Below are 26,447 nucleotides of genomic sequence, written 5' to 3'. Positions count from 1 at the left end.
CGCTTTGGCCGCAGCTGTGCTCTGAGCACAGCCGGAGTCTTTAGCTTTCATGTAGAGTTGAAGTTGTTGAAATTTAATTGGACCGGGCACTAGGCGTCTCTATGGCTATTAGTAGACAGTCCTAGTGGTCAGTCAATAAAATTTTGACGGGTTTCTGGGGCAAGATAGAGCTAGTTGATTGGAATCACCAAGACAATGCCCAAGAAATACGTTGTGCGTCTCACTGACATAGAACGGCAGCATCTGGAGCAGTTTACAACCACTGGCAAACATGCGGCTTATCAGATCACTCATGCTCGGATTCTGCTGAAAGCAGACTGCCATCAGCCAAATGGAAGCTGGCGGGACTCAGACATCAAAGAAGCTCTGGATGTGAGCATCAGAACAATTGAGCGAGTCCGTCAACGCTTTGTCGAAGAGGGCATGGAAGCGGCCATAAAGGTTCGTCCAGGAGGCGGGCGAAAACCCAAATTAACAGGCGACTTAGAGGCTCATTTGGTTGCCTTGCGTTGCAGCGAGGCTCCTTCTGGCAGAGGACGGTGGACAGTCCGATTGTTAGCGGACCAAATGGTTGAACTCGGTTATGTAGAACGACTCAGCCATGAGTGTGTGCGACAAGTTTTAAAAAAACGAACTGCAACCTTGGAAGCAAGAATGTTGGGTGATTCCACCGGAACAAAGTGCTGAATTTGTTTGGCGGATGGAGGCGGTGTTGGAGGTGTATCAAAGTTCCTATCATTCAGCCTTTCCGGTAGTTTGCATTGATGAGGCGACCAAACAGTTAGTCCCAGAAACTGTCAGGCCCATTCCAGCTCAGCCCGGTCAACCCGAACGAGTTGACTACGAGTATGAACGCAATGGCACCGCGAATTTGTTTATGATTTGTGAGCCGATTATCGGATGGCGACGAGTCGAAGTGACGGAACGGCGAACCGCGATTGATTATGCCCGTTTGCTGAAAACATTGGTCGATGAGGACTATCCCGAGGCCATTAAAATTACCGTGGTACAAGATAACCTCAATACTCATTGTCCAGCTTCGTTGTACAAAGGCTTTGAGCCTGCGGAAGCTCAACGGATTCTCAGTCATTTAGAGTTTTGTCCGATGCCGAAGCATGGAAGTTGGTTAAACATGGCTGAAATTGAACTGAGCGTTTTGAGCCGCCAATGTTTAGATCGTCGGATTGGCGATCTCAGCCTATTAAAGACAGAAGTAGAAGCCTGGCAGGAGCAGCGCAATCAAGAGAAGACCTGGATTGATTGGCGATTTACCACAGCAGATGCCAGAGTGAAGTTACATCGCCTTTACCCGTCAATTAATAATTGACTGACCACTAGTGTCTTTTCTTTAGGGTCCTAATTTGACGCGATCCCGTTCTAGAACAGGAGCTGAAATAGCGATCTCACGAGCGGTCTATGCAGTTGTCATCGGGGTCTATTTAATTGTCGTCCAACAGGTACCAGTTCTCCTGGCTTGACCAAGACTTGATCACCAATCTTTAGCTCAGAAATCGGGATGGCTCGTTCCTGCCCATGACGAATCACTCGTGCTGTATCAGCGGTTAAGCTCATTAAGCCCTGAATACTTCGCTCGGTTCGCTGCATGGCGTACCCTTCTAATGCCCCACTAATGGCAAAGATCAAGATGAGGACCGCCCCATCCACAATCAAGTAATACTCCTGCCGCCAGAGTCCTAAACTGGCAGCTCCCAACGCAGCCACTATCATCAGTAGGTCTACGTCGAGCTCTTTGTCTTCAAACAGAGTTGTTAAGCCTTCACGGGCACTCTCAAAACCGCCAATCACATAGGCAGCTGTCAGGATGAAAAGGGCAACTCCAATCCAACCGAAATTGAGCATTTGCCAGCCCAGGAAAACCAGAACCGCGCAGGCGATCGCTGCCACAACATCAGGGTGTTCCTTGAGAAGGCTTGAGAAGCGAGAGGTAGAAGGGGTAGCAGCACTCATGTTTCAAGACATCAGTTCAATACCCTCTCAGCCTAAACCTTAAGAAAGTGTTTGTAAAAAGTTGTTAAGCAGTTTTAGATTTCTATCTCCGCTGATTCTTCGTTCGTTGCCATTCCTCATCTCTAAGATCACTGTCATAGTAGCGTTGACTCATGATTTCGCTCCTAGAGGCTGGTTCCTTAGATATTGCTCATTTTATGGCCTGAATCCTTGCTCCTTTACATCTGTTTACAAACATTTTCTGACAATAATTGGTTTAAGAAATTAGCAATTACAGCTTGAGGGCACCTCGAAAAAGTTTTGAGACCTAGGTTTTAGGGCTAGATGAGTTGCCCAAGCTCATGACGAGGGGTAAGCAAATACTAAAGCAAGTTTTTCCTGGCTGCGATTCAACCAAAATCGTGCCTCGATGCCGATTTTCGACAATGCGTCGTACGGCTTCCAAGCCCAGCCCTGATCCTTTGCCTACTGGCTTGGTCGTGAAGAATGGCTCAAAGATACGTGACTGAAGTTCAGGTGGAATACCATTGCCAGAATCTGTGATGTCAACACGGATAGAATGGCCTTTGTGCTGAGTCGTAATGGTTAGTAATCCGGTGCCGTTCATGGCATCAATGGCGTTATCGATTAGATTTGTCCATACCTGATTGAGTTCGCTGCCGTAAGCCAGCAACTTGGGAAGCTGTTTATCGTAACACCGTTGAACTTGGATACACTGCTTGAGTTTGTGAGCAAACAGTCGCAGTGTATCCTCTAATCCTTGATGCACATCTACTTCTTGCTGAGTACCTTGATCTAGGTAGGAGTAGGACTTCATTGCTTGCACCAGTTCCGAAATTCGCTCTGCTCCCCGCAGACCATGTTTGATCATAGATATCACCTCAAATGAAAGTGATAGCCAGTGCAACCCAATCTCGCGCAGTTCAGTCGGATCATCTCGCCAACGTGCCATCAGTTGGTCTAACGTTTCAGTCTCAATACCTCCTTCTGCGAGGGGTTCTGCCAGTTTCCAAGCCTGGGTAACGCCATAGTCTTCTAGCCAGTTTTCCAAGAGATCTGTGCGATCGCTCAAGGTCACAGCATCTACGCGATTGTTGAGAATCAAGTCATAGCCTGCGTCTCGCGCTTGTAACCACTGTTGAGTATGAGCATCGTCCACTTGGCGTTGGCCGTAGACTAAGTTCATGCGCTGGAGTTCTAGAATAGCTGGGGGCATCTCGCGCAATGCCCGTACCAGAGCGGCGGCTGGATTGTTGAGTTCGTGAGCTAGACCTGCGGCCAGAGTGCCTAAGGCTGCCATTTTCTCTCGACCTCGGATGAAGGACTCTAACCCACGCAACCGCTTTTCCATAATGCGAAATACCATCCGCTCAAAGGTTCGGCATTCGTGTAGCAGGGTGAGAAAGTCATTGGCCTCAAGTTCATGCAGATAACAATCGCTCAATGCTCGCAGCGTCACAGGAGCAAGATCATCGGTCAGGACTTGAATTTCCCCGAAGAAGGCGGGCGCTTGATGTCGCCCCAGGGGAATTTCTACTCCTTCGGTACGGCGCACAACTGCCATCTGGCCCTTGACTAAGATAAACAAGCCTCGATGGGGGCCTCCCTCTTCAACGAGTGCTTCTCCCATCTGTACTTCCACAACCTGAGTGCGATCGCACACCCACTCCAATCGCGCTTGAGAGAGCTGCTGAAACGGCTCTAATCTGAGTAGGTCTTCAATGCACAACTTGCGGTTCACAGCGCTACACCTTACTCAAATAACGATGGATGAATTGCACCGCGATCGATCCTTCGCCCACACCCGATGCCACCCGCTTGATGGAGTTATATCGCGCATCTCCAGCGGCAAAAATGCCTGGAACACTGGTTTCCAAGAGAAAAGGAGATCGATCTTGATTCCAACCTTTGGGAGGCTTGCCATCGCAAATTAAGTCAGGCCCAGTCAGGATAAATCCTCGTTCATCTCGCTCCACTACACCCTCTAGCCAATCGGTTTTAGGCATCGCCCCGATAAAGATAAACAAAGAGGCAGCTTCGACGGTTTCGCTCTCGCCTGTGTGAATGTTTTTGATGACGATCGCCTCTAGGTTTTTGTCGCCTTTGACTTCTTCAACGGTGCAACCTACACAAACTTTGATGTTATTTGTCGCTTCTATCTGGTCAATTAAGTACTGCGACATACTTTTCGTTAATGGCGATCGCACCAACATCACGACTTCGAGGGCATATTTAGAGAAGTGCATCGCGGCTTGTCCAGCGGAGTTGGCACCGCCCACGATATAAACAGTTTCACCTTGACAAGCGATCGCTTCGGTCATCGCAGCTCCGTAGTAGACACCTGCCCCAGTGAGCTGATCCATCCCTGGCACATCCAGTTTGCGATAAGAAACTCCGGTTGCTACTAACAGCGCGTGACAACTGATTTCGCTGCCGTCAGCCAAATGCAGAATTCGGTAGGGATCAGTGATCTGGACTCCTGTTACTTCTTGAGGAGTGAGAATTTCTACCCCAAATCGCCGTGCTTGGGCTACCGCTCGCCGTGCCAAGTCTGCCCCACTTAAGCCCACCGGAAATCCTAAATAATTCTCAATGCGGGAACTGGAACCTGCCTGTCCGCCTGGGGCTTGGCGCTCAATCATGACGGTGCTGAGTCCTTCTGAGGCTCCGTAAACCGCAGCGGCTAACCCTGCGGGCCCTCCACCAATAATAGCCAGGTCGTAGAAAGGGCGTTCTGCTTGGGTTTGTAAGCCAATCTTTTCCGCGATCGCTAGATTCGAGGGTTGAATTAGGCGGGAACCATCAGGAAACAAAACTAATGGCAGTTGTTGCTTGCCATCGGCTTCGGCATATTCCAACAGCTGGGCCGCTTCATTCTCCAGTTCAATATCTAACCATTGGTAAGGTACTTGGTTTCGCGCCAGAAAGTCTTTTACTTGATGAGACAAGGGAGACCAGCGGTTACCAACCACCCGAATGCCCTCGAAGGGAGGCCGAAAGGACGCAAACCAGTCATCAAGCAAATCATCTAAAATCGGGTACAACCGCTCTTCTGGAGGGTCCCAGGGCTTGAGCAAGTAGTAGTCAATCTGGATGCTGTTGATGGCTCGAATGGCGGCATCTGTATCAGCATAGGCTGTGAGCAAGGCCCGCTTGGACTTGGGGTACAGATCCAGAGCTTGCTCAAGAAACTCAACCCCACTCATTTGCGGCATGCGCTGGTCAACCAGGAACAGGGCCACAAACTCATTTCGTAGCTTTAGTTGTTCTAACGCCTCTAGAGCCGCTGACCCAGAGTCGGCGCGAACGACCCGAAAGCGATCGCCATACTGATGCCGTAAATCCCGTGACACTGTTTGCAGCACATCTGGATCATCGTCCACAGTGAGAATTACAGGCTTTCCCATCACTCCAGCTCCTGCTATTCATTAGTCACGATTTTGCTTCAACACCAACAACCTCATAAATGATTCTTGTATATCATTTATCAGTGTGATGCTGCATTGTCGCATACATATTCAGATTTTTAATGTCAAGGATCTTTTCTAGTTGGCTCAGTAGTACCTCTAGTTGTTATATCTTTTAGGATTACGTTTGCGGTCGCGGAAAACTCAGGGCATGTGGCAATGTTGATGGCAACGCTGGGCAGTTTATTGAGCTGGGCGATCGCTCAGGTTATCCATCTTGGCGCTAGACCCGCTCAATGATTGGGCAGATAGTTTGGGCAGGATGCGCTGCAACTCCGCTGGAGCTAACATAATCACCTCACGAATGGACTTCAATTACGCCTCGAAACATATTCATGCCGCAGGTAAACTCATATCGACCGGGTTTATTGGGTGTGAATTCGATCGCAGTGGTGCGATTCAGCGGCAATGCTTGAGCAATGTGGAAGTCAGGCAATCGCACTTCTTCTAGGCAACTACTCGGATCTTTGCGATCGAAGTTGAGCCGTACAGGTTGTCCTACTTGCACCACAATCTGGCTCGGTTCATAGCCCCCATCTACGGTCACGGTGACTTCTTGCACACCTGCTTGGATAGCGGCTTGGCGAGCTTTAGGTTTGCTGAGCAAAAACCACCACAACTCCAAGCCCACTAAGCTGAGGCCACCAACCGTAACGGCTCCTTTCAGCCACAAGGGTTGGGCAATGCGACGAAACTGGGCGGTGGGTGAGGTGGCAGAATGCTGGGTTTCTGCATGAGGCACTTGGGCTATCCCTCCACCCGCAGGCGTGCCTAATAGAATACTTAAACTCGCGATCGCGCCCATGATTGCTGTGGGGTTCAACATCTTGATTGCTCCTCTTTATTCTCAAATAGGTTCTATAAATTGATCGATAGTTCACCTATTAGCTCAATGTTTTGGGCTGGAAGTGGCGCAGACGTAAGGCATTGGTGACGACGGAAACAGAACTGAATGCCATCGCCGCACCCGCAATAATGGGGCTGAGCAGCCAACCGAAGACAGGATAGAGAATACCTGCTGCGATCGGGATGCCTGCTACGTTGTAGATGAAAGCAAAGAACAAGTTTTGCTGGATGTTGCGAATGGTGGCGCGACTGAGTTGAATCGCCGTAACGATGCCTTGCAAATTTCCAGAGATTAACGTGATATCACTCGCCGCGATCGCCACATCCGTTCCGGTGCCAATAGCGATTCCCACATCCGCTTGAGCCAGGGCAGGAGCGTCGTTAATCCCGTCCCCAACCATCGCTACGATCTTGCCCTCAGATTGCAGCATAGATATGGTGGCTGCTTTTTGATCGGGACGAACTTCGGCTAAGACTCGTTGAATTCCTACTTCACGGGCAATTACTTCAGCGGTGCGACGGTTATCTCCTGTCAACATCACTACTTCTAGGCTCATGCGTTGTAGAGTCCGGATGGCACTGATAGAGGAGGGCTTTACCGCATCGGCAATACCCATGATTGCTTCTACTTGGCCTGCGATCGCGATCCAGATCACGGTTCTACCCAGATACTCTAAGCGCTCCCACGGTTGCTGCAAACTACTGGTCTCGATGCCTAGTTCTTGGAACCAGCGCTGCGTGCCGATTTGTACTAGCTGCCCTGAGACATATCCTTGCACTCCACTACCCGCGATCGCTTCAAATTCCTGGGCATCGCTTAGCTCTATCCCTTGGGTTTGGGCATATTGCACCACTGCTTCCGCTAGAGGATGCTCCGAAAGGCGCTCTAGGGAGGCAGCTAAACGTAGGAGGTGGAGTTCATTGCTGTTAGCAGTTCCCTTGATCGTGATGTAGTCTGTGACGGTGGGTTTGCCTTGGGTAATGGTGCCTGTTTTGTCGAGGACGATGGTTTGCAGCTTATGGGCGAGTTCCAGGCTGTCAGCCCCTTTGATCAAAATGCCATTTTCTGCGCCTTTTCCAGTTCCAACCATGATGGAAGTCGGAGTCGCCAAACCGAGGGCGCAAGGACAAGCAATAATCAGAACGCCAACGGTGGTGATCAATGCCATTGTGACATTGCCCATGACGTTAAACCAAACAACAAAGGTGAGGATGGCGATCGCAATCACTACAGGTACAAACCATCCTGTGACTTGATCGGCCAATCGTTGAATCGGGGCTTTAGAACCCTGCGCCTGTTGCACCAGCCTGACAATTTGCGCTAGGAAAGTATCTTTGCCAACCTTGGTCGCCCGAAACTTGAAGCTACCCGTTTTATTCATCGTCGCACCAATCACTGGATCGCCCGGTTGCTTTTTCACAGGCACACTTTCACCCGTTACCATTGCCTCATCAATGGCGGAAGTTCCTTCTACAATCTCACCATCGACCGGGATGCTTTCGCCGGGACGCACTAGAATGATATCTCCAATCACCACCTCAGCGATCGCGACATCTACCTCTCGACCTTGACGCAGGACTCGCGCTGTTTTGGCCTGCAACCCCATTAGTTGACGAATTGCTTCTGAGGTTTTGCCTTTAGCTCGGTTCTCTAGCAACCGTCCTAGCAAGAGGAGAGCAATAATCACCGCTGCGGCTTCAAAATAGACATCTGGATTCAGCCCCTGAGCGATGAACCATTCAGGGGAAAAGGTGGGAAATAGAGAATAAAGGTAAGCCGTTCCAGTGCCCACGGCTACCAGCGTGTCCATTGTGGCAGTATGTCGCTTCAAGGCTTTCCAGGCATTGACGAAAAAGTCACGACCTGCCCAAAACAGCACTGGAGCTGTAAGCAGCAACTGGAGCCAAGGATGGTGTAGCCACATGGGAATCAAGGGAATAGATAACCCTGTCATCGCCGGAAGTGAACCAATCACCAAAATGGCACTGATCGCACCGCTCACCCCCACCCGACGAGTTAACTGGCGCTGCTCTGCTTGGCGTTCTTGCCGCTCCATATCATCTTCTGGAGCTAACACATCTTCTGACATCGGCAGGGCAGTATATCCTGCTGCATCTACCGCTGCTTGAATCGTTGCGATATCAGCTTGGTGAGCGTCGTAGGTAACTGTTGCTTGTTCAGCCCCAAAGTTAACGTTGCACGCTTCTACACCTGGAACAGAGCGAATGGCAGCTTCCACATTGCTGGCACAGGAGGCACAACTCAGGCCTCGCAGTTTCAGGGTTGTATTTTCCATAATCTTTGCTTCCCCTTGACCTTAGGCGATCGCGTCTCATTTGAACTTAATTCTATCTTGCAATCTCCACCGAACTGGAGAGTCAAGGGGGTGCCACAAAAGGTTGTATTACAGACATGAGGTTGTTTTTGCTGATGCCAAAGAGTATGACTTTGGCATTCTCGATCGCATGTATAAAGAATACGAAAAAGGGCAGGCTCCTGAAAAAATGGAAGAGCTGGCAAATCACATTAAAACGAGCGACTCTTAGACTTTTAGATGAATCAGGCGTACCTCAGGATTCAGCCCTAACCAAGAGGGCCGATCAATTTCTGGCTGAATTGGAGTGGTATGAAGAAGCTTTGCAACGACAACGTCAAGAAAAAGAAACGCCGTTTTAAGTCAAAAATTTCTAGCCATTCCCATCCTCTTGTTACTGGGCAATACCCTCCACCTCATTTCTCTAGCGAGATATATAGCGATCCTTTTTGATTTTTGAACGGGGTTCAGGGGTTGCACCCCTGTGTGGGGCCAACGACCCCATCACAAATAATTTGTGAACGCTATAGCGCTCCTGTAGTAGTTCAGGAATGTAATCGTTCAGGAATGATTTAGAACTGCTATATCACCTTTGAGGCTTCCTGAAATTAGCAGAGCTTTGTATGATGCTTTTAACTTCAAATTGCTGACACAGCATTATCTTATGGTTAATTCTCAAGCATCTCCTGCGACTTCTGGGGCTATTCTCACTAATTTGCTAGAAGCTGATGCCACTCTTGCTGCTCAGGAGGCAGATATCACGGTACAACTGGAGGCATTACGAGGAAAGCGACAAAGTCTCAAAACGGTTATCGATCTATTCGCGGTAACTGCGGGCGCTGCTGCATCTACTCCACCTACTAAAAATCTAGGTGCGTCAAAATCATCTCCTGTAGCTTCTCCCGATCCCAGCCCGACTGCCCCCGCCCAGGAGGCTGCGGCTCCCACTAGTACTAGAGGCAGAAAACCTGCTAGGGCTACTAAGCAAACCCGGCGGCAGTCGAAGAATTGGCAAGACTACTTACAAGATCCATTTCGTCAAACCTCGTTACCAGCCGCAATTACTACTGTTTTTCAGCAGCAGCCCAAGCAGCTCTTGAGTGTCCCCGATTTAATTAATACGATTTTTGTGGCTGAGATCCCTCAAGATGTGCGAAACAAAGCCCGCGATCGCATGTTGAATATCCTCTCTACTGGAGCCAAGGATGGACAATGGCATCGGGCGAGAAAAGGCCAGTACAGTTTGTCGAAAGCTGCGGCTGAGGCGAGCCGTTAGTTGCACTCGATGACGACTCAGCGATCCTCTATGGCTACTCTTGGGCTTCAGCCAGTACAATTGTACGTAAAGTAGTTGTTCATCGCTAGGCAAAGGGAATCTATCTTGGCAACCAAGCTACTCATCGTCGAAAGTCCTGGCAAAGTTAAAAAGCTCAGCCAGATCTTGGGGTCTGATTGGCTAGTCAAAGCCAGCATGGGTCACATTCGAGAACTGGCGAATGACGGTGAAGATTCCCTAGGCTTTGATCTAGAGGGTCAATCGGTGAAGTGCCGCTTTATGGCGAGAGGCACCAGGGGCAAAGACACCATTCAACAGCTCCGTTCCGCCGTGAAGCAGGTGAAGACTGTGGTCTTAGCAACCGACTACGACCGGGAAGGAGAGACGATTGCTTGGCATATTCAACAAGCTCTCAACCTCAAGCAACCCCAACGAGTCGTCTATACCGAAATTACTCCTAACGCTGTGCGTAGCGCGATCGCCCAACCTCGTTCTATTGATCTGAACCTGGTTAACTCCGGATTGTGCCGCACTGTGCTCGATAAACTAGTCGGCTTTAAAGGCTCTCCCTTGCTTTGGCAGTTGCACAACGGCGCTAAAAGCATGGGACGGGTGCAGAGTGCCACCTTGCACATCCTCTGCGATCGCGAACGGCAGATTCAAGCCTTTGTACCGCAAGACTACTGGAGTGTCTTTGTCGATTATGCTGAAGGCTTCCGGGCTTACTACCGAGGCAAGCCTAATTCTGCCAACCCCAACTCTGCTAGCCCCCCTAACCGTCGTGGCACAGCTAACCCCGAAGCAGCCCCGACTGATGATGCTGCTACCGCCGCCGAGAGCCAAACACCAGAGTCCGATCGCGTCACCTCTCAAGCCGTTGCCGATCGCTTGGTAGAAATTGCCCAACAGCACCCGCACCAAGTGGTTTCAGTTGAAGGTAAAACTGCGACTCGCACGCCCCCACCTCCGTTTATTACCTCAACTCTGCAACAAGCGGCAGGTTCTCGCTTGCGCTTCAGTCCTGAGAAAACCATGCAGGTGGCCCAGTCGCTCTACGAAGCAGGGCTGATTACCTACATGCGAACCGACAGCATTACCCTCAGCCCTGAGTTTTGTACGCAAGCGCGGCAGTGGCTAGAGGAGCACGACCCCGACAATGTGCCAAAAAAGGTAACGCAACACCGCAAAGCCAAGGGCGCACAGGAAGCTCATGAGGCAATTCGGCCCACCGATGTCTACCGTCCCTCCAAGGAATTGCGAGTGGAACTGGCTGCGGATGCCTTTGCCTTATACGTGTTGATTTGGAAACGGGCGATCGCCTCTCAGTGCCAAGCCGCTCGACTGCGCCAAACCCAAATTGTGACCCAATCCGGGCCTGTATCTTGGCAAGCAAAGGGACAGGTGATTGAGTTTGCAGGATATAGCAAATACTGGAATAACTTGAGCGCCGATACAGATTTGCCCACCTTGGTTCCTGCCCAAGTCCTAACGCTGCAACAAGCCGCCCATGAACAGAAGCAAACCCAACCGCCCCCACGCTACAGCGAACCGAAGCTGGTGCAGGTGATGGAGCGAAAAGGGATTGGTCGCCCAAGTACCTATGCCCCGACAATTCAAACTCTGAAGCAACGGCTTTATGTAGAAGTGCTCAAAGGGCATTTGCAACCGACAGAATTAGGATTAGAGGTCGATCGCTTCCTGCAAGATGCCTTACCCGATCTACTAGAAGCTGAGTTTACGGCTCAGATGGAGCAAGCCTTAGATCAGATTGCCGCCGGAAAGCAAGAGTGGCAAACCTATCTCACAACCTGGAATCGAGAGTACTTTGCTCCTGCTCTGACGAAGGCTAAGCAAGTGATTCCCGCCCATCTCACCACCAATCCCGCGCCCCGCCCAGAAAAAACTCTCAACTTATCCCGCACCCGCTGCCCCCAGTGCCATAACTATCTCGCCAAGATCCCCAGCAGCAAAGTCAAGAAAAAGTACTTCCTCAAGTGTGTCAGCGGCTGTGAAGATGTGGTGCTATTTTGGAGCGATCGCAGCCGTAAATGGGAGCGTCCCCGTAGCCAAGGTGAGACATCTAACCCGCAGCCAACTCAGCTCACAGAGTTTCCCTGCCCTATTTGTCAAAAACCTTTGGAAGTTTATGCCTACGAAAAGGAAGGACAAACCAAACAACTACTACGCTGCTCCGATGCCCAAGCAAGGAGCAATAGCCAACACAAACCAGCCGTGTATTTTCAGACCGCTCAGGGGTGGTGGAGTCCTAAGTTTGGTGAGTTACATTAGCGCTGAGGAATCGCGATCGCAAACTCAGTGCCTTGGCCTAGCGCGGAAGTGCACGTTAACGTGCCACCATGCTTCTCCACTATGATTTGGCGACTGATAGACAGCCCTAGACCCGTTCCTTTACCTTCTTTGGTCGTAAAGAGTGTTAAACTCCAGTTGCTAGATTTTAGGACAGCTATTGGTTCTAGCGATCGCGATTGGCAACAGCCATCTCTAGGGATAAGGTTTAGGGATGGAATAATTGCCAATGAATTTTTTTCCAAGCCAATCCTGCTAAGCCGCTAATCCAGAGCAGCATCCACAAGATTTCTAGTAGCCAGTTGCTGGGCAAGCCCAGATGCCAGCGCAACAAATCCGTCAGGGCGCTCAGGGGTAGAAAGTTGGCGATTAAGTTCAGGAGGGTGGGTAAGGTTTCGCGGGGGAAGTAGGTGCCACATAGGGTAAACATGGGCACGAGCAGCAGAATTACCGGAAAGTTGAGTTGGTCTACGGTTTTGACGCTGCCCGCTGTGAGCAGTCCCAGCGCGGCAAAGAGTAAGCTACCCAAGCAAATAAAGGGCAAAGAGAGCAACAAATACCAACCGGAGTAAAGCCCCCAAGCGATCGCCACGAGGCCCGTAATTAAACCAGACATCACGCCTCTAGTCGCGGCCCAGAGCCAGTCGCCTAAAAACACCTCCGTGAAGCTGAGCGGAGCGGTTAACATCCCTTGCCAAGTCTTCTGAAAACTGAGTCGGACAAAGGTACCATAAGCACCTTCAAAAAACGCCGGATAGAGGATGCCAACTGCGATCATGCCGGGAGCCAGAAATTTGAGATAGCTGACGGAGTGCCCCGCATAAGACACCTCGCCAATTAGGGGGGAGAGACCGCTGCCAAAGGCAACTAGATAAATAATCGGTTCTAGAATCGATGGCAAAAAGTTAACCACCCAGGTGTTTTGAAAGACTTTGGCATGCCGTCGCCAAACCGAGTAGACTCCCCATAGCGTCACCATTGAGTGAAGATTGGACCGCTTGAGGCTCAGAGTAGGCAAAAAAGTTTGAGACATGGAGTTTAGGTATAGAGGGGATGTGCGGTGAAGTGTTACTGCAACGATGCTCCGGTGAGACGGAGGAAGACATCTTCTAAGTTGGCGTGGCGGCGGGTCAGCTTTGAGGGCTGGGTTTCTACCAGTTGTTGCCACAAAGTTTCTGCATGACTGGGGGGTAGGGTTAACAGATAGCTGCTACCAAAGGATCGACACCAAGCGCCTGCTTCTGCGGCTAACGGTCTCAGGATCGCCTCATCAACTCCGGTAATTTCAACAATTTCTTTGCCAATAATTCGCTCAATTAGTTCGCTGGGCGTGCCCTGATCAATTATTTGACCTTGCTGAAGCAGCAACAGGCGATCGCACAATCGCTGCACTTCATCCATGTAGTGAGTGGTCAACAAAATGCCGCAACCTTCTTGTTTTAGCTGGGTAACTAGCTTCCAGAAATCCTGACGGGCATCGGGGTCTAGCCCGGTGGTAGGTTCATCCAGAAACACGACTTGCGGACGGTTAAGCAAGGCTCTGGCTAGTACAGCTCGACGCTTCAGCCCGCCTGACAGTTCATCAGGTTTGTGGCGACCATAGTCCTGTAATCCCACCTGAGCCAGCACTTCTCCAGCTCGCTGGCGGGCGTTTTTGCCAGTTAGCCGATAGTAATGGGCAAAGAAGGTGAGATTTTCAAACACACTCAACTCTGGGTCCAGGTTGTCTTCTTGAGGCACAATGCCCAGGTGATATCGTGCTTGCTGTCCCTGGGTCTGAATCCGCCACTGATTTAGCTGCACAAAACCTTGAGAAGGAATAATCGCGCCGTAGAGCATGCCAATGGTCGTGGTTTTGCCTGCCCCATTCGGCCCTAAAAACCCTAAAACTTCGCCTCGATTGAGTGTAAAAGAGACATTTTGCACCACTGAGCGATCGCCATAAAACTTACACAGTTCATGAGCCCTCAGCAGGGTTGATTCAGAATCAGCATCTTGGGACTGACTGGGGGGCTGACTGGGGAGCTGACTGGCGATCGCAGTCTCGTTCTTCTTGGCAAACAGTCGGATCATAGAAGCTCAGGTAGCAAGGACTGATATAAGCAGGTTTGCCTCTAAAGTGCCCAAATTCGCTCAATATTTCGGTAAAAGCTAAGTTAAGTTTTTCTTTGCAATTTGTGGCATCGGCTGGCTGGTCGGGAACACTACATCCACTTGATGTGTTTTACACAGATGCACCTGCCCTGTCAGGTTTGTCGCTTCTGGCTTGCCCTGCTCAGAGAGTCACCCTAAGCATCTGTAGACGCTCCTGTTTTACCTCAACAGTTGCCCCCATCACGGTTACAAAGCTACAAGCATTCATTCACCCACCGAGTAACCCACCCCTAAGCAGACTTATGAATAACACCAGAACTTCTGGAGCTTCGACAGTCCACCAGCGATTTGAAATGCAGGTTGAAAAAACGCCTGATGCAGTCGCGATCGCAGCTCCAGACCAGCAGATCACCTACCAAGAACTCAATGCGCGGGCGAATCAACTCGCTCACTATTTGCGATCGCTGGGGGTGGGGCGGGAAGTTTTGGTAGGGCTTTGCTGCGAGCGATCGGTGGAGATGATCGTGGGCTTGTTGGGGATCTTGAAAGCAGGTGGAGCCTACGTGCCACTCGATCCTGCCTATCCCAAAGAGCGCATCGCGTTCATGCTGGAGGACGCTAATGTTTCTGTGCTGCTCACCCAGACTCAACTGTTGGGATCGCTTCCTGCTCATCCAGCACCAGTTGTTTGTTTAAATGATTGGACGGAGATTGCTCAACACAATACCGAAAATCCTCTCCCCGACGTTGATCCAGAAAACTTAGCGTACGTTATCTATACCTCTGGCTCCACCGGAAAGCCTAAGGGGGTGCTGATTCAGCATAATTCGCTCCTCAATTACACCGAGGCCGTGATTGATGCCTATGAGTTGAGCCAGAGCGATCGCGTGCTGCAATTTTCTTCGATCAGCTTTGATGTCAGTGCTGAAGAAATCTATCCTTGCTTGAGTGTTGGGGCAACGCTCGTTCTGCGGACCGAGTGGATGCTAGAGTCTGTAGCCGCATTCTTGCAACAGTGCCAGGAGTGGCGGTTAACAGTTCTCAGTTTACCCACGGCTTACTGGCACGAGCTAACCGTGAAACTGGCAGCTAATATAGCCCTACCTGCCAGCTTACGTTTGGTTGTGATTGGTGGGGAACGGGCTTTACCTGCACGACTGCGACTGTGGCAGCAACAGGTGGGCCATAAGGTGGGACAGAGGGTGCGGTTGATCAATGCCTATGGACCGACGGAAGCAACGATTAGTGCCTTAATTTGTGATTTATCCCAGTTGGCTCCAGCAGCAGATCTAGCAGAAGTCCCGATTGGCAAGCCGATCCGCAATCTGCAAGCCTATGTTTTAGACCAAAGCGGGCAAATTGTGGCTCCTGGTGCGATCGGAGAGTTGTATTTAGGCGGAGTCGGCTTAGCCCGTGGCTATCTCAATCGTCCGGACCTCACCCAAAAGCGATTTATTCCCAATCCACTCGAAACACAACTATCCTCTCCTGACTCCTCACCTCTCACTCCTTACCTCTCACCCCTCGCTCCCCACTCCCCACGCCTATATAAGACAGGAGATTTGGTACGTTACCGACCCGATGGTAACTTTGAATATATCGGTCGGATCGATGAACAGGTAAAAATTCGGGGATTTCGGATTGAACTGGGAGAAATCGAAACCGTTTTGGGGCAACATCCACAGGTGCAAGCGGTCGTAGTTACAGCACGAGAGGATATCCCCCACGGGAACGACGAGAAGTGTTTAGTGGCTTATATAGTCCCGACATCGACGATCGCGACACCCACTTTCGGACAGCAGTTGCGGGGTTTCTTACAAGAGCGCTTGCCTCATTATATGACCCCAGCTGCCTTCGTGATGCTAGAGGCGCTACCCCTGACCACCAATGGCAAAGTGGACAAGCGATCGCTCCCTGTCCCCGACCTCAGCTTGCTCACTCGAACGGTTGAGTTTGTCGCTCCCCAAACGACGATCGAAAAGACATTAGTGGGCATTTGGAGCCAGGTTTTAGCCGTAGAAACAGTCGGAGTGCTGGATAACTTCTGGGAGCTAGGTGGACAGTCGTTAAGCGCGATTCAAGTCATCTCCCGCATCCGAGAAATGTTTGGCGTAGAACTATCCCTCCGCACTTTATTTAATGCCCCTACGATCGCTGAGTTAGCGCCGGTACTAGAAGCCAGTGAGCTAGAAACAGGTGAGCCAGCAGCTACAAGCATCCCACCTGTGCAAGCCATCTCTCGCGATCGCGTTTTTCCGCTTTCCCTGGGCCAACAACATCTGTGGCTACTACAGCAATTAGATCCAGATCAGCCGATCGCCAATGAGCCAGTCACAATTTTGTTACCAGGTACCATCCAGGTAGAAGCATTGAAGCAAGCTCTAAACGCTTTGATTCAGCGCCATGAGAGCTTACGGACTAACTTTTTGGTCCTAGATGGGCAACCTGTGCAAGTGATTCAGCCAGTACGGGCGATCGCGCTATCTGTGATTGATTTATCAGCCTCACCCATTGCATCGCTGGAAACAGAGGCACGCAGATTAGCTACCCAAGCCGCAGCCCAGCCCTTTGACTTGGCGCAAGACCTCCTGTTACGAGCCACTTTAATTCAACTCAGCAAAACAGAGATACGGCTCTATCTCACGCTTCACCATCTCATTTTCGATGGCATCTCTTTCGTCAATATTTTGCTACCAGAGCTGGCAAGCCTATACACTGCCTTTGCTCAAGGTCAATCCTGCCAACTGCCTGAGCTAGCGATCCAATCGGTTGATTTTGCAGCTTGGCAACAACAGTATTTTGGCGGTGATCCACATCCGATCGCTCAAACTCAACTCGCTTATTGGCAACAACAACTGGCTGATTTGCCGGGCTTAAACTTGCCGACAGATCGCCCTCGACCCACCCTACCCACTTTCAGGGGAGCAAAGCAGGCGATCGCGTTGTCCCAGCCGTTGACTGAAGCTTTACAGCGGCTGAGCCGTCAGCAAGGTGTGACACTATTCACGACATTGCTGGCAGCCTTTAAAGCATTTCTGCATCGCTATGTGGGCGTAGAAGATATTGTTGTGGGCACCGTGACTGCTGGGCGGCAGCGGCCAGAGCTGGAGTCTGTCGTGGGATATCTTTTAAATAACCTGGCTCTTCGCACAGACTGTTCTGGCAATCCTAGTTTTTTAGAGTTGTTGCCACGGGTTCAGGAGACCGTTTTACAAGCGCAAGCCCACCAGGATCTCCCTTTTCAGTCTTTACTGAAGCAGTTGCAACCGCAGCATTCCAGCCAAAACTCTCCCTTTCAAGTTCTGTTTGTCTTGGAGCCACCTACACCTAAACAGGAATTGGGATGGGCGATCGCGCCGCTGCATCAGAGCCTAGATACAGGCACAGCTAAGCTCGATTTGAGCCTATATTGGGAGCAAACAGAAACAGAATTAGTTGGTTTCTGGGAATACAATACAGATTTGTTTGAGGCCAGCACGATCGCTCGTATGGTTGAGCACTTTCAGATTTTGCTGGAGGGAGTTGTCGCAGATCCAACGCGATCGATCACTGCTTTGCCCTTACTGAGTTCTCAAGAACAACACCTGCTCTTGAAGCAATGGCAGCATCCAGTTCGCTCAGAATCAATCTCGACCTGTATTCATGAGCATTTTGAAGCACAAGTCAAACGCACACCAGAGGCGATCGCCGTTATCTTTGGGGGACAACAGCTTACCTATCAAGAACTAAATAGTCGGGCCAATCAACTGGCTCACTATCTCAGAACTCTGAATGTCAAACCAGATACTTTGGTAGGGCTATGTTGCGATCGCTCTTTGGAGATGATCATTGGGTTGCTCAGCATCCTGAAAGCGGGAGGAGCTTATGTGCCGCTCGATCCTGCTTATCCTTCGGAGCGCCTAGCTTGGATGCTAGAGGATTCGCAAGTATCTGTGTTGCTCACTCAAGCCAACTTACTATCTGTACTACCACCGCACCAAGCTCAGGTGGTCTGCCTAGATCAAGACTGGTCGCACATCGCTCAGCACAGCTCAGAGAATTTAGTGAGTCAGGCCACGAGTCATAATTTGGCCTATGTCGTCTACACCTCTGGCTCCACTGGCAAGCCCAAAGGGGTAATGATCGAGCATCGATCGCTGGTCAACTATACCCAAGCTGCGATCGCCACCTATGAGGTGCAGCAGAGCGATCGCGTGTTGCAGTTTGCTTCGATCAGCTTTGATGCCAGTGTTGAGGAGATCTATCCCTGTCTCTGTGTCGGAGCCACGCTGATGCTCCGTACCGAGTGGATGCTGGAATCTGTTTCTACCTTTCTGCAAACCTGTGAGCAATGGCAATTAACTCTCGTCAGTTTGCCCACTGCTTACTGGCATGAAATTGTCGCTGCAACAGAGACTCAAATCCCACTACCCAGCCATCTCCGTTTAGTTATTATTGGTGGCGAAAAAGCATTACCCGCACGAGTTGCTCAATGGCAGCAATGGGTAGGATCACAGGTTCGTTTGGTCAACACCTACGGCCCTACAGAATCAACGGTTGTCGCCACAACTTGTGATCTCTCTGCATCGCACCCAATTCCACAGATCGTACCAATCGGTCAAGCCCTGCCACAAATCGAAACCTACGTGCTCGATCGCCACCAACAACTCGTTCCTATCGGCGTTGCAGGAGAACTGTATCTCGGTGGAGCAGGTTTAGCCAGGGGTTACCTAAATCGTTCAGAACTAACAGCCGAAAAGTTTGTAGCGCATCCATTTAGCGATCGCCCTGGAGCCAAGCTCTACAAAACCGGAGACTTGGTGCGCTATCGACCCGATGGCAACTTGGAATATCTGGGACGCATTGATCAACAGGTGAAGATTCGGGGGTTCCGGATTGAGTTGGGAGAAATTGAGGCAGCTTTGCATCAACATCCTGCGGTCCAAGAGGCGGTTGTGAGCGATCGCGAAGACTCAGCAGGGCAGAAATATTTGGTGGCTTATGTGGTACCTCAAGCCACTAGCGATCCAGTCTCCACGCTACAACTCCGCTCGTTTTTGCAAGCGAAACTACCCGCTTACATGCTGCCTACTGCCTTCGTTCTCTTGGAATCTCTCCCTTTCACACCCAGTGGCAAGGTCGATCGACGGGCATTGCCGATTCCTGATCTAACCAAAATAGATGTTAGAGAATTTGTTGCGCCTCGAACTGCTTTGGAAGTGACCTTGGCGGGGATCTGGGCCGAAGTATTGGGTTTGGCGCGAGTCGGAATCACCGATAACTTCTTTGAGTTGGGCGGACATTCTCTCCTAGGAACCCAGGTAATCTCACGGGTACGACAGCACTTACAAGTGGAGTTGCCGCTGCGATCGCTATTTAGCGCGCCCACGATTGCTTCCCTCGCCGACTGGATCGCTGCGACCCATCAGGAAACCCAGATCCTACAGCCTGCTGTCATTCCCTCCATTTCCCGTGATCAAGCGTTGCCACTTTCCTTTGCCCAACAACGCTTGTGGTTTCTGGATCAACTGATTCCCAATAGCCCCTTCTACAATATCTCGCAAGCAGTTCGGCTCACAGGTAATCTCAATCTGTCGGCGCTACAGCAGAGCTTAAACGAGATTGGGCAACGCCATGAGAGTTTACGCACCTCTTTTATTGTGGTGGATGGGCAACCGACCCAAAAGATTACTCCTGATTTGAATATGTCATTGGCGATCGCAGACCTCACCCTCCTGCCAGCAACCGAGCGAGAAGTCCAAGCTCAACAGGAAATTGCCGCCGCAGCCCAACAGCCATTCCACCTAGCTGAGCCGTCCCTATTGCGCTGTCAGCTCTGGCGCTTGAGCGAACAGGAACATATTCTACTGCTCACCATGCATCATATTATTTCCGATGCCTGGTCTATTGGTGTGTTGGTGCGAGAGCTAGCCACACTATACGAAGCGTTTGCCGCCGAGCAATCTGTATCCCTACCACAACTGTCCATCCAATATGCAGACTTTGCTCATTGGCAACGTGATTGGCTTCAAGGAGATGTTCTGGAGAGTCAGCTTGCCTATTGGAAGCAACAGCTCGCTAGCCTGCCGGATGTTTTGAATTTACCCAGCGATCGCCCCCGTCCCCTGAAACAAAGTCTGTGCGGTGCCACTCAATCTTTTACGCTGCCACTGGAATTAATGAAGGCGTTGCAAGCATTGAGCCAGCAGGAAGGCGCAACCCTGTTTATGACTCTATTGGCGGCATTTCAGACGTTGCTCTATCGCTACAGTGGACAGCTAGACATTGTTGTGGGATCTCCGATCGCCAATCGTCAGCAAGCTGAAGTAGAAGATTTGATTGGCTTCTTCGTCAATACGTTAGTGCTGCGAACGGATCTCTCTGGCAATCCCAGTTTTCAGCAATTGCTGAACCGAGTCCGAGAAGTCGCTTTGGGGGCTTACGCGCATCAAGATGTTCCCTTTGAGCAATTGGTAGAAGCTCTCCAGCCTGCGCGGAATTTGGCTTATACGCCCCTGTTTCAAGTGATGTTTGTGCTGCAAAATGTTCCTGCCTCAGAATTGGAACTCCCTGGCCTGACTCTGACCCCGTTAGCGGTGGATAGTGGCACCGCTAAGTTTGACTTGACCCTCTCCTTAGACGAAACCGAACGGGGGTTAGTGGGAATTTGGGAATACAACACAGATCTATTTGATACCAGCACGATCGCTCGCCTTACGGGACATTTCGAGACGTTGCTGACAGGGATTATTGCTAATACACAGCAGTCAATCGCTCAACTACCCCTATTAACCCCCCGCGAACAGCAACAATTGGTGGAGTGGAACCATACGCAGGCGGCTTATCCCTCTGATCAGACAATTTATCAATGGTTTGAAGCCAAAGCAGAGCAAACCCCAGAGGCGATCGCCCTGATCTTTGCGGGTCAATCCCTGACCTACCAAGAGTTAAACGAGCGATCAAACCAATTAGCGCATTACCTCAGAACGCTGGAAGTTGGCCCGGAAGTTCTGGTTGGCATCTGCGTCGATCGCTCCTTCGAGATGATTGTGGGTATCCTTGGCATTCTGAAAGCGGGGGGAGCTTATGTACCTTTAGATCCCAAATATCCCGCAGAGCGTCTGAGCTTTATGCTGGAGGATACCCAGGCACCCGTATTACTGACCCAATCTCACTTAGTGCCATCCCTGCCATCCCATCAAGCCCAGGTTATTTGCTTGGATACTGAATGGGGCGCGATCGCAGCTAACACATCTCCTCAAGCCATCACCAATCCAGTCAGTGGAGCCAGCGCCAACAATCTAGCCTATGTGATCTACACCTCTGGCTCTACAGGCAAACCTAAAGGAGTCTTGTTACAACATGCAGGACTTTGCAATTTAGTCGCGGATTTAATTCCTCGGTTTCAGATCCGCCAGGATAGCCGAGTTCTACAGTTTGCCTCCTTTAGCTTCGATGTCTCGGTTTCCGATATCTTTACCACACTTTGCGCTGGGGCAACGCTCTGTTTAGAAACAGCAGATACGCTTTTGCCAGGAAGAGAACTGCTCCAAGTGCTGCAAGAGCGATCCATTACTACCGTTGCTTTTCCCGTATCAGTGCTTGCGGCTCTGCCATTTCAGGAACTCCCAGCCCTAGAAACTCTGATTGTCGGGGGAGAGCCTTGCCCCCCTCAGCTAGTAGCACAGTGGGCACCTGGACGACGCTTTTTTAATGCCTATGGCCCCACAGAAGCGACTGTCTGTGTCACGGTGGCCCCATGCCAAGATGAAAGTCAAAAACCGCCGATTGGTCAGCCCATCACCAATAGCCAAATTTATTTATTGGATGCTCAGTTACAACCTGTACCCATTGGCATTCCTGGAGAAATCTATATTGGCGGTACAGGCTTAGCGAGAGGATATCTCAATCGTCCTGACTTGACAGCCGAGCGGTTTATCCCTAATCCGTTCAGTAGGATACCTGGCGATCGCCTTTATAGAACAGGAGATCTAGCGCGTTATTTACCAGATGGCAGTCTGGAATATTTGGGACGGATTGACCAGCAGGTGAAGCTGCGCGGCTTCCGGATTGAAATTGGTGAAATTGAGGCCACGCTAACCCAACACCCAGACGTGAAGGAAGCAGTAGTACTCATTCAAGAACAAAGCCCTAACGATAAACGCTTGATCGCCTATGTCGTGTCTAAACTCATCCCCGATCGCGTCCCGATGGAGGTCAAGTGTTGGGTAGAATCAGCCAACAGCATGGTTGAACTTTTGACAGAAGACCTCTCCCTCGGTGGATTGGGTGTAATCGGGGCGCCTGCTCACTGGCAACCGGAACAGCAAGTTCGAGCCAAGCTACATCTACCTGTCACAGCCGAGTTGGTGTACTTAGAGGGAACTGTGGCTTGGTGTCGGGGCGATCGCGCGGGCATTCAGTTTAACTTGACGCCTTCAGAACAACTTCTCCTTCAAAGCAGTGTGGAGCATCTACTACAAAATCAGGGCCTCCTGAAGGTGTTACAACGCACCATCACCGAGAGCCTACGGCGTTTCTTGAAGCAGAAACTCCCAGATTATATGGTGCCCTCCACTTTTATGCCTTTGAGTGCCCTCCCTCTCACTCCCAATGGCAAGGTCGATCGCCGTGCCCTCGCTGCTAGTGAGCTGGTAACCTCAATAGAATCTACCGACACACCCCGAACCCTCACTGAAGAAATCTTGGTAGGGATTTGGGGAGAAGTCTTAGGGTTAGAGCAAGTCGGCATTCACGACAATTTCTTTGAACTAGGCGGACATTCTCTCTTAGCCACTCAGATCATCTCTCGAATTCGTAGTGCCCTTCAGGTGGAGTTACCCCTCCGCAACCTATTTGAGTTTCCCACGATCACAACTTTAGCGCAAAGTTTAGAGAGCGATCGCCTACATCCCTCCGGAGAGCCAACTCCAGCGATCTTACCTGTGGCTCGAAATCAACCCTTGCCACTATCTTTTCCGCAGCAGCAAATGTGGTTGCTGAGTCAGGTTCAAACTGAACTGCCGTCTTACAATTACTTGATCGCCTTTCAATTGCCTGGTCTGCTCAACCCCACGGCATTAGAACAAGCCTTGAATGAAATCATTCGCCGTCATGAAGCTTGGCGCACCAACTTTGTGTTGAATGAAGGTTTGCCTGTGCAAGTGATTCATGAAGCGAGAACGGTGCAGCTACCCAGGTTAGATCTGCGATCGCTAGCCGCAACCGAGCGCGAATCTGAAGCTTTACAGCGGCTCAGCGTAGAAGTACAGCGGCCCTTTGACTTAGCGGCTGATTTGCTGCTACGCCCCTACCTGATCCGGATGGACGAAACCGATTATCGCCTCTGTTTAGTACTGCACCACATCATCTATGATGGGCTGTCCTTGGTAAATTTCTTGAAGGAACTAGAAGTTCTCTACAAGGCGTTTTGTGCCAGAAAACCTTCTCCCTTGCCAGAGTTACCGATTCAATATGCTGACTTTGCAGCTTGGCAGCGGCAGTGGCTAAAACCGCAGATCCTCGAACCGCATTTGACCTACTGGAAGCAGCAACTAGCAAACTTGCCCACCTTGCAGTTGCCCAGCGATCGCCCTCGTCCTGCCAACCAATCCTTTGCGGGTCATTGGCAAGAACTCACTCTTTCCAAGACTTTGACCGAACAGCTCAAAGCGCTATCCCGACGCGAGGGAGTGACGCTGTTTATGACCTTGCAAGCAGCATTCAAAACCTTGCTGCATCGATATTCGGGACAAACGGATATTCCGGTGGGCATGATCGCCGCAGAACCCGATCGCCCGGAACTCAAACCGTTGATTGGCTTCTTCGTGAATTTCCTCGTCCTGCGAACGGATCTCTCCGGTAATCCGAGTTTCCGGGATCTATTGCAGCGGGTCCGAGAAGTCACGTTATCTGCCTACGCTCACCGTGAGGTGCCCTTTGACCAGTTGGTTGCAGAGTTGCGATCGCAGCGCAACTTAGGTCAAAATCCGCTCTATCAAGTCATGTTGTTGCTCGATCCAGCGATGCCAAAAGTGGAGTCAGGTTGGACCCTCAGCCGCATGGATGTTCATAATGGCATGGCCCGCTGCGATCTAACGTTGGAGTTTCACGAAACCACGGATGGGCTAGTCGGAGAATTTGAATACAGCACCGACTTATTTGATGCTCCGACCATTACCCGCATGATGGGGCACTTCCAAACCCTGTTAGAGGGAATTGTGGCTGAGCCAACCAAACCGCTTTCAGAGCTATCTATCCTAACTGCTAGTGAGCAACAACAGATTCAGGCTTGGAATCAGACGCAAGTAGACTGTCCCCTAGATATCTGTTTGCATCAGTGGATTCAGGCTCAAGTAGAGCGCACCCCCGATGCAATTGCCGTTAGTTTTGCAGACCAATCGCTTACCTATCGAGAGCTAAACGCTAGAGCGAATCAACTGGCTCACTATCTGCAAAAACTCCAAGTTAAACCAGAAACTTTGGTGGGCATCTGCGTCGATCGCTCCCTAGAAATGGTGATTGGGCTTTTAGGGATCTTGAAAGCGGGCGGCGCTTATGTGCCATTTGATCCAGGATATCCCCCAGATCGATTAGCCTTCATGCTGGCTGATGCTCAAGTGCCTGTGCTGCTGACTCAATCTCACTTACTCGATCGCCTCCCACAGGATCAAGCAACTCTGGTCTGTCTCGATCGCGATTGGCCGAACATAGAACAGGAAACTGACCATAATCCTGATAGCGGAGTCACCGCCGAGAACCTGGCCTATGTAATCTACACCTCTGGCTCTACAGGCAAACCCAAAGGAGCCATGAATACCCATCGCGGCATCTGTAACCGTCTCCTGTGGATGCAGGATGCCTATCAGTTAACTGCTCGCGATCGCGTCTTGCAAAAGACTCCCTTTAGCTTTGATGTCTCGGTTTGGGAATTCTTCTGGCCGCTGATGACGGGAGCGAAGTTAGTAGTGGCTCGACCGGAGGGACACAAAGACCCGACTTACTTAGTGGAATTGATTGCCCAACAGCAGATTACTACGTTGCACTTTGTCCCCTCAATGCTGCGGGTGTTTCTAGAAGAATCAGGTTTAGAGCAATGTGGTTGTCTCCGCCAAGTGATGTGCAGCGGTGAAGCTTTACCCCTAGAACTGCAAGAGCGCTTTTTCACTCGCTTGCCAGCCCAGCTCCATAATCTCTATGGGCCCACAGAAGCGGCAGTGGATGTGACCTTCTGGCACTGCCAACCGGAAGCGAATCAAACGGTAGTGCCGATTGGTCGCCCGATCGCTAATACCCAAATTCATCTCTTGGATCAACATCTCCAACCAGTGCCGATCGGCGTAGTCGGAGAGCTTTACATCGGTGGTGTCAACGTAGCTAGAGGTTACCTCAACCGCCCAGAACTCACTCAAGAGCGATTTATTCCTGATCCTTACCCCTCACCCCTTACTCCTTACTCCTCACTCCTCTACAAAACTGGAGACTTAGCTCGCTATCGCCCCGATGGCAGCATCGAGTATTTGGGCCGCATTGACCACCAAGTCAAAATTCGTGGCTTCCGGATTGAGTTAGGGGAAATCGCAGCCGTCTTAGCTCAGCATGCCGCTGTACGAGAGGCGATCGCGATCGATCGAGAAACGACATCAGGAGACAAGCAACTCGTAGCCTACCTAATTGCGGCCCAAGCACTAATGCCTGAAACTCAGGAGCTACAAGCCTTCCTGCAACAACACTTGCCTGAATACATGATTCCGGCTGCCTTCGTGTGGTTAGAAACATTCCCAGTTACAGCCAATGGCAAGCTCGATCGCCAAGCCCTACCCAATCCTGAACCGATCGCCTTGGAACTCAAAGATAGTTTTGTAGCTCCTCGCACTCCCGTTGAGGTAACGCTAGCAGGCATTTGGCAAGAAGTTCTAGGACTGCCGCAAGTTGGCGTTCATGACAATTTCTTAGCCTTAGGAGGACATTCCTTACTAGCAACGCAGGTGATCTCGCGATCGCGCAGCAGCTTCCAGGTAGAAATCTCCTTGCGTCATTTGTTTGAGTCACCCACGATCGCGGCATTAGCGACTGCCATCGAGCATTTGCAGAAAAGTAGTCCTGCACTGCGCTCTAGTCCGATTGGTGCGGTCTCTCGCGATGCTCGGCGGGTGAAACGGTCTGCTCTCAACAATGGTTTGAATTCATAAATAA

Annotated in this window: 12 protein-coding genes and 1 pseudogene; 5 read left to right on the top strand and 8 right to left on the bottom strand. The window is 50.7% G+C overall.

Features of this window, described 5'->3' with window-relative positions; translation table 11 throughout:
• Positions 1-195 precede the first annotated feature (195 nt).
• A protein-coding gene (locus KME12_20165; protein ID MBW4490101.1) for an IS630 family transposase occupies positions 196-1,327 on the top strand; the annotation gives its coding sequence in 2 pieces (ribosomal slippage) (positions 196-626 and positions 625-1,327; 1,134 coding nt in all).
• Between the two features lie 128 nt (positions 1,328-1,455).
• On the opposite strand, the pseudogene KME12_20160 reads toward KME12_20165, so the two are convergent.
• The 5 genes and pseudogenes from KME12_20160 to KME12_20140 form a co-directional block, all read right to left on the bottom strand.
• A pseudogene (locus tag KME12_20160) lies at positions 1,456-1,968 on the bottom strand (heavy metal translocating P-type ATPase).
• Between the two features lie 307 nt (positions 1,969-2,275).
• Complete coding sequence (locus KME12_20155) at positions 2,276-3,709, bottom strand: cyclic nucleotide-binding domain-containing protein (protein MBW4490100.1); 1,434 nt, start codon at positions 3,707-3,709, stop codon at positions 2,276-2,278.
• Positions 3,710-3,713: 4 nt separating this feature from the next.
• Positions 3,714-5,375, bottom strand: a complete 1,662-nt coding sequence (locus KME12_20150) for an FAD-dependent oxidoreductase (GenBank protein MBW4490099.1) — start codon at positions 5,373-5,375, stop codon at positions 3,714-3,716.
• 358 nt (positions 5,376-5,733) lie between these two features.
• Positions 5,734-6,261: a cupredoxin domain-containing protein gene (locus KME12_20145; GenBank protein ID MBW4490098.1), complete on the bottom strand. Its 528-nt coding sequence runs from the start codon at positions 6,259-6,261 to the stop codon at positions 5,734-5,736.
• A gap of 58 nt (positions 6,262-6,319) precedes the next feature.
• Complete coding sequence (locus KME12_20140) at positions 6,320-8,578, bottom strand: heavy metal translocating P-type ATPase (GenBank protein MBW4490097.1); 2,259 nt, start codon at positions 8,576-8,578, stop codon at positions 6,320-6,322.
• A gap of 146 nt (positions 8,579-8,724) precedes the next feature.
• On the opposite strand from KME12_20140, the gene KME12_20135 reads away from it, so the two are divergent.
• The 3 genes from KME12_20135 (at position 8,725) to topA (ending at position 12,161) form a co-directional block, all read left to right on the top strand.
• Positions 8,725-8,958 carry a hypothetical protein gene (locus KME12_20135; GenBank protein MBW4490096.1) on the top strand — a complete coding sequence of 78 codons (234 nt, stop codon included), beginning with the start codon at positions 8,725-8,727 and terminating at the stop codon, positions 8,956-8,958.
• 302 nt (positions 8,959-9,260) lie between these two features.
• Positions 9,261-9,872 carry a hypothetical protein gene (locus KME12_20130; GenBank protein MBW4490095.1) on the top strand — a complete coding sequence of 204 codons (612 nt, stop codon included), beginning with the start codon at positions 9,261-9,263 and terminating at the stop codon, positions 9,870-9,872.
• Positions 9,873-9,977: 105 nt separating this feature from the next.
• Complete coding sequence (gene topA, locus KME12_20125) at positions 9,978-12,161, top strand: type I DNA topoisomerase (protein ID MBW4490094.1); 2,184 nt, start codon at positions 9,978-9,980, stop codon at positions 12,159-12,161.
• Here the strand turns inward: topA and KME12_20120 are convergent.
• The 3 genes from KME12_20120 to KME12_20110 form a co-directional block, all read right to left on the bottom strand.
• Positions 12,158-12,430 carry a hypothetical protein gene (locus KME12_20120; protein ID MBW4490093.1) on the bottom strand — a complete coding sequence of 91 codons (273 nt, stop codon included), beginning with the start codon at positions 12,428-12,430 and terminating at the stop codon, positions 12,158-12,160. The two genes, topA and KME12_20120, sit on opposite strands and share 4 nt — an antisense overlap.
• Complete coding sequence (locus KME12_20115) at positions 12,388-13,158, bottom strand: ABC transporter permease (protein MBW4490092.1); 771 nt, start codon at positions 13,156-13,158, stop codon at positions 12,388-12,390. The genes KME12_20120 and KME12_20115 overlap by 43 nt, the downstream gene beginning before the upstream one ends.
• A gap of 89 nt (positions 13,159-13,247) precedes the next feature.
• A complete protein-coding gene (locus tag KME12_20110) occupies positions 13,248-14,252 on the bottom strand; it encodes an ABC transporter ATP-binding protein (GenBank protein MBW4490091.1) in 1,005 nt (334 codons plus the stop codon).
• Between the two features lie 323 nt (positions 14,253-14,575).
• Between KME12_20110 and KME12_20105 the strand changes: the two genes are divergently transcribed.
• Entirely contained in the window at positions 14,576-26,443 is an 11,868-nt protein-coding gene (locus KME12_20105) for an amino acid adenylation domain-containing protein (GenBank protein MBW4490090.1), read from the top strand.
• Positions 26,444-26,447: the final 4 nt, after the last annotated feature.

It is taken from the genome of Trichocoleus desertorum ATA4-8-CV12, from assembly GCA_019358975.1.
In the GTDB taxonomy this organism is placed as follows: Bacteria; Cyanobacteriota; Cyanobacteriia; order FACHB-46; family FACHB-46; genus Trichocoleus; species Trichocoleus desertorum_A.
This window is presented reverse-complemented; position numbering and strand designations above follow the sequence as displayed.

Bases quoted from the DNA above. Each gene is read 5' to 3' on its own strand.
- KME12_20150 (MBW4490099.1), bottom strand. From the start codon at position 5,375: ATGGGAAAGCCTGTAATTCTCACTGTGGACGATGATCCAGATGTGCTG.
- KME12_20145 (MBW4490098.1), bottom strand. From the start codon at position 6,261: ATGTTGAACCCCACAGCAATCATGGGCGCGATCGCGAGTTTAAGTATT.
- KME12_20140 (MBW4490097.1), bottom strand. From the start codon at position 8,578: ATGGAAAATACAACCCTGAAACTGCGAGGCCTGAGTTGTGCCTCCTGT.
- KME12_20135 (MBW4490096.1), top strand. From the start codon at position 8,725: ATGACTTTGGCATTCTCGATCGCATGTATAAAGAATACGAAAAAGGGC.
- KME12_20130 (MBW4490095.1), top strand. From the start codon at position 9,261: ATGGTTAATTCTCAAGCATCTCCTGCGACTTCTGGGGCTATTCTCACT.
- KME12_20115 (MBW4490092.1), bottom strand. From the start codon at position 13,158: ATGGTGACGCTATGGGGAGTCTACTCGGTTTGGCGACGGCATGCCAAA.
- KME12_20110 (MBW4490091.1), bottom strand. From the start codon at position 14,252: ATGATCCGACTGTTTGCCAAGAAGAACGAGACTGCGATCGCCAGTCAG.
- KME12_20105 (MBW4490090.1), top strand. From the start codon at position 14,576: ATGAATAACACCAGAACTTCTGGAGCTTCGACAGTCCACCAGCGATTT.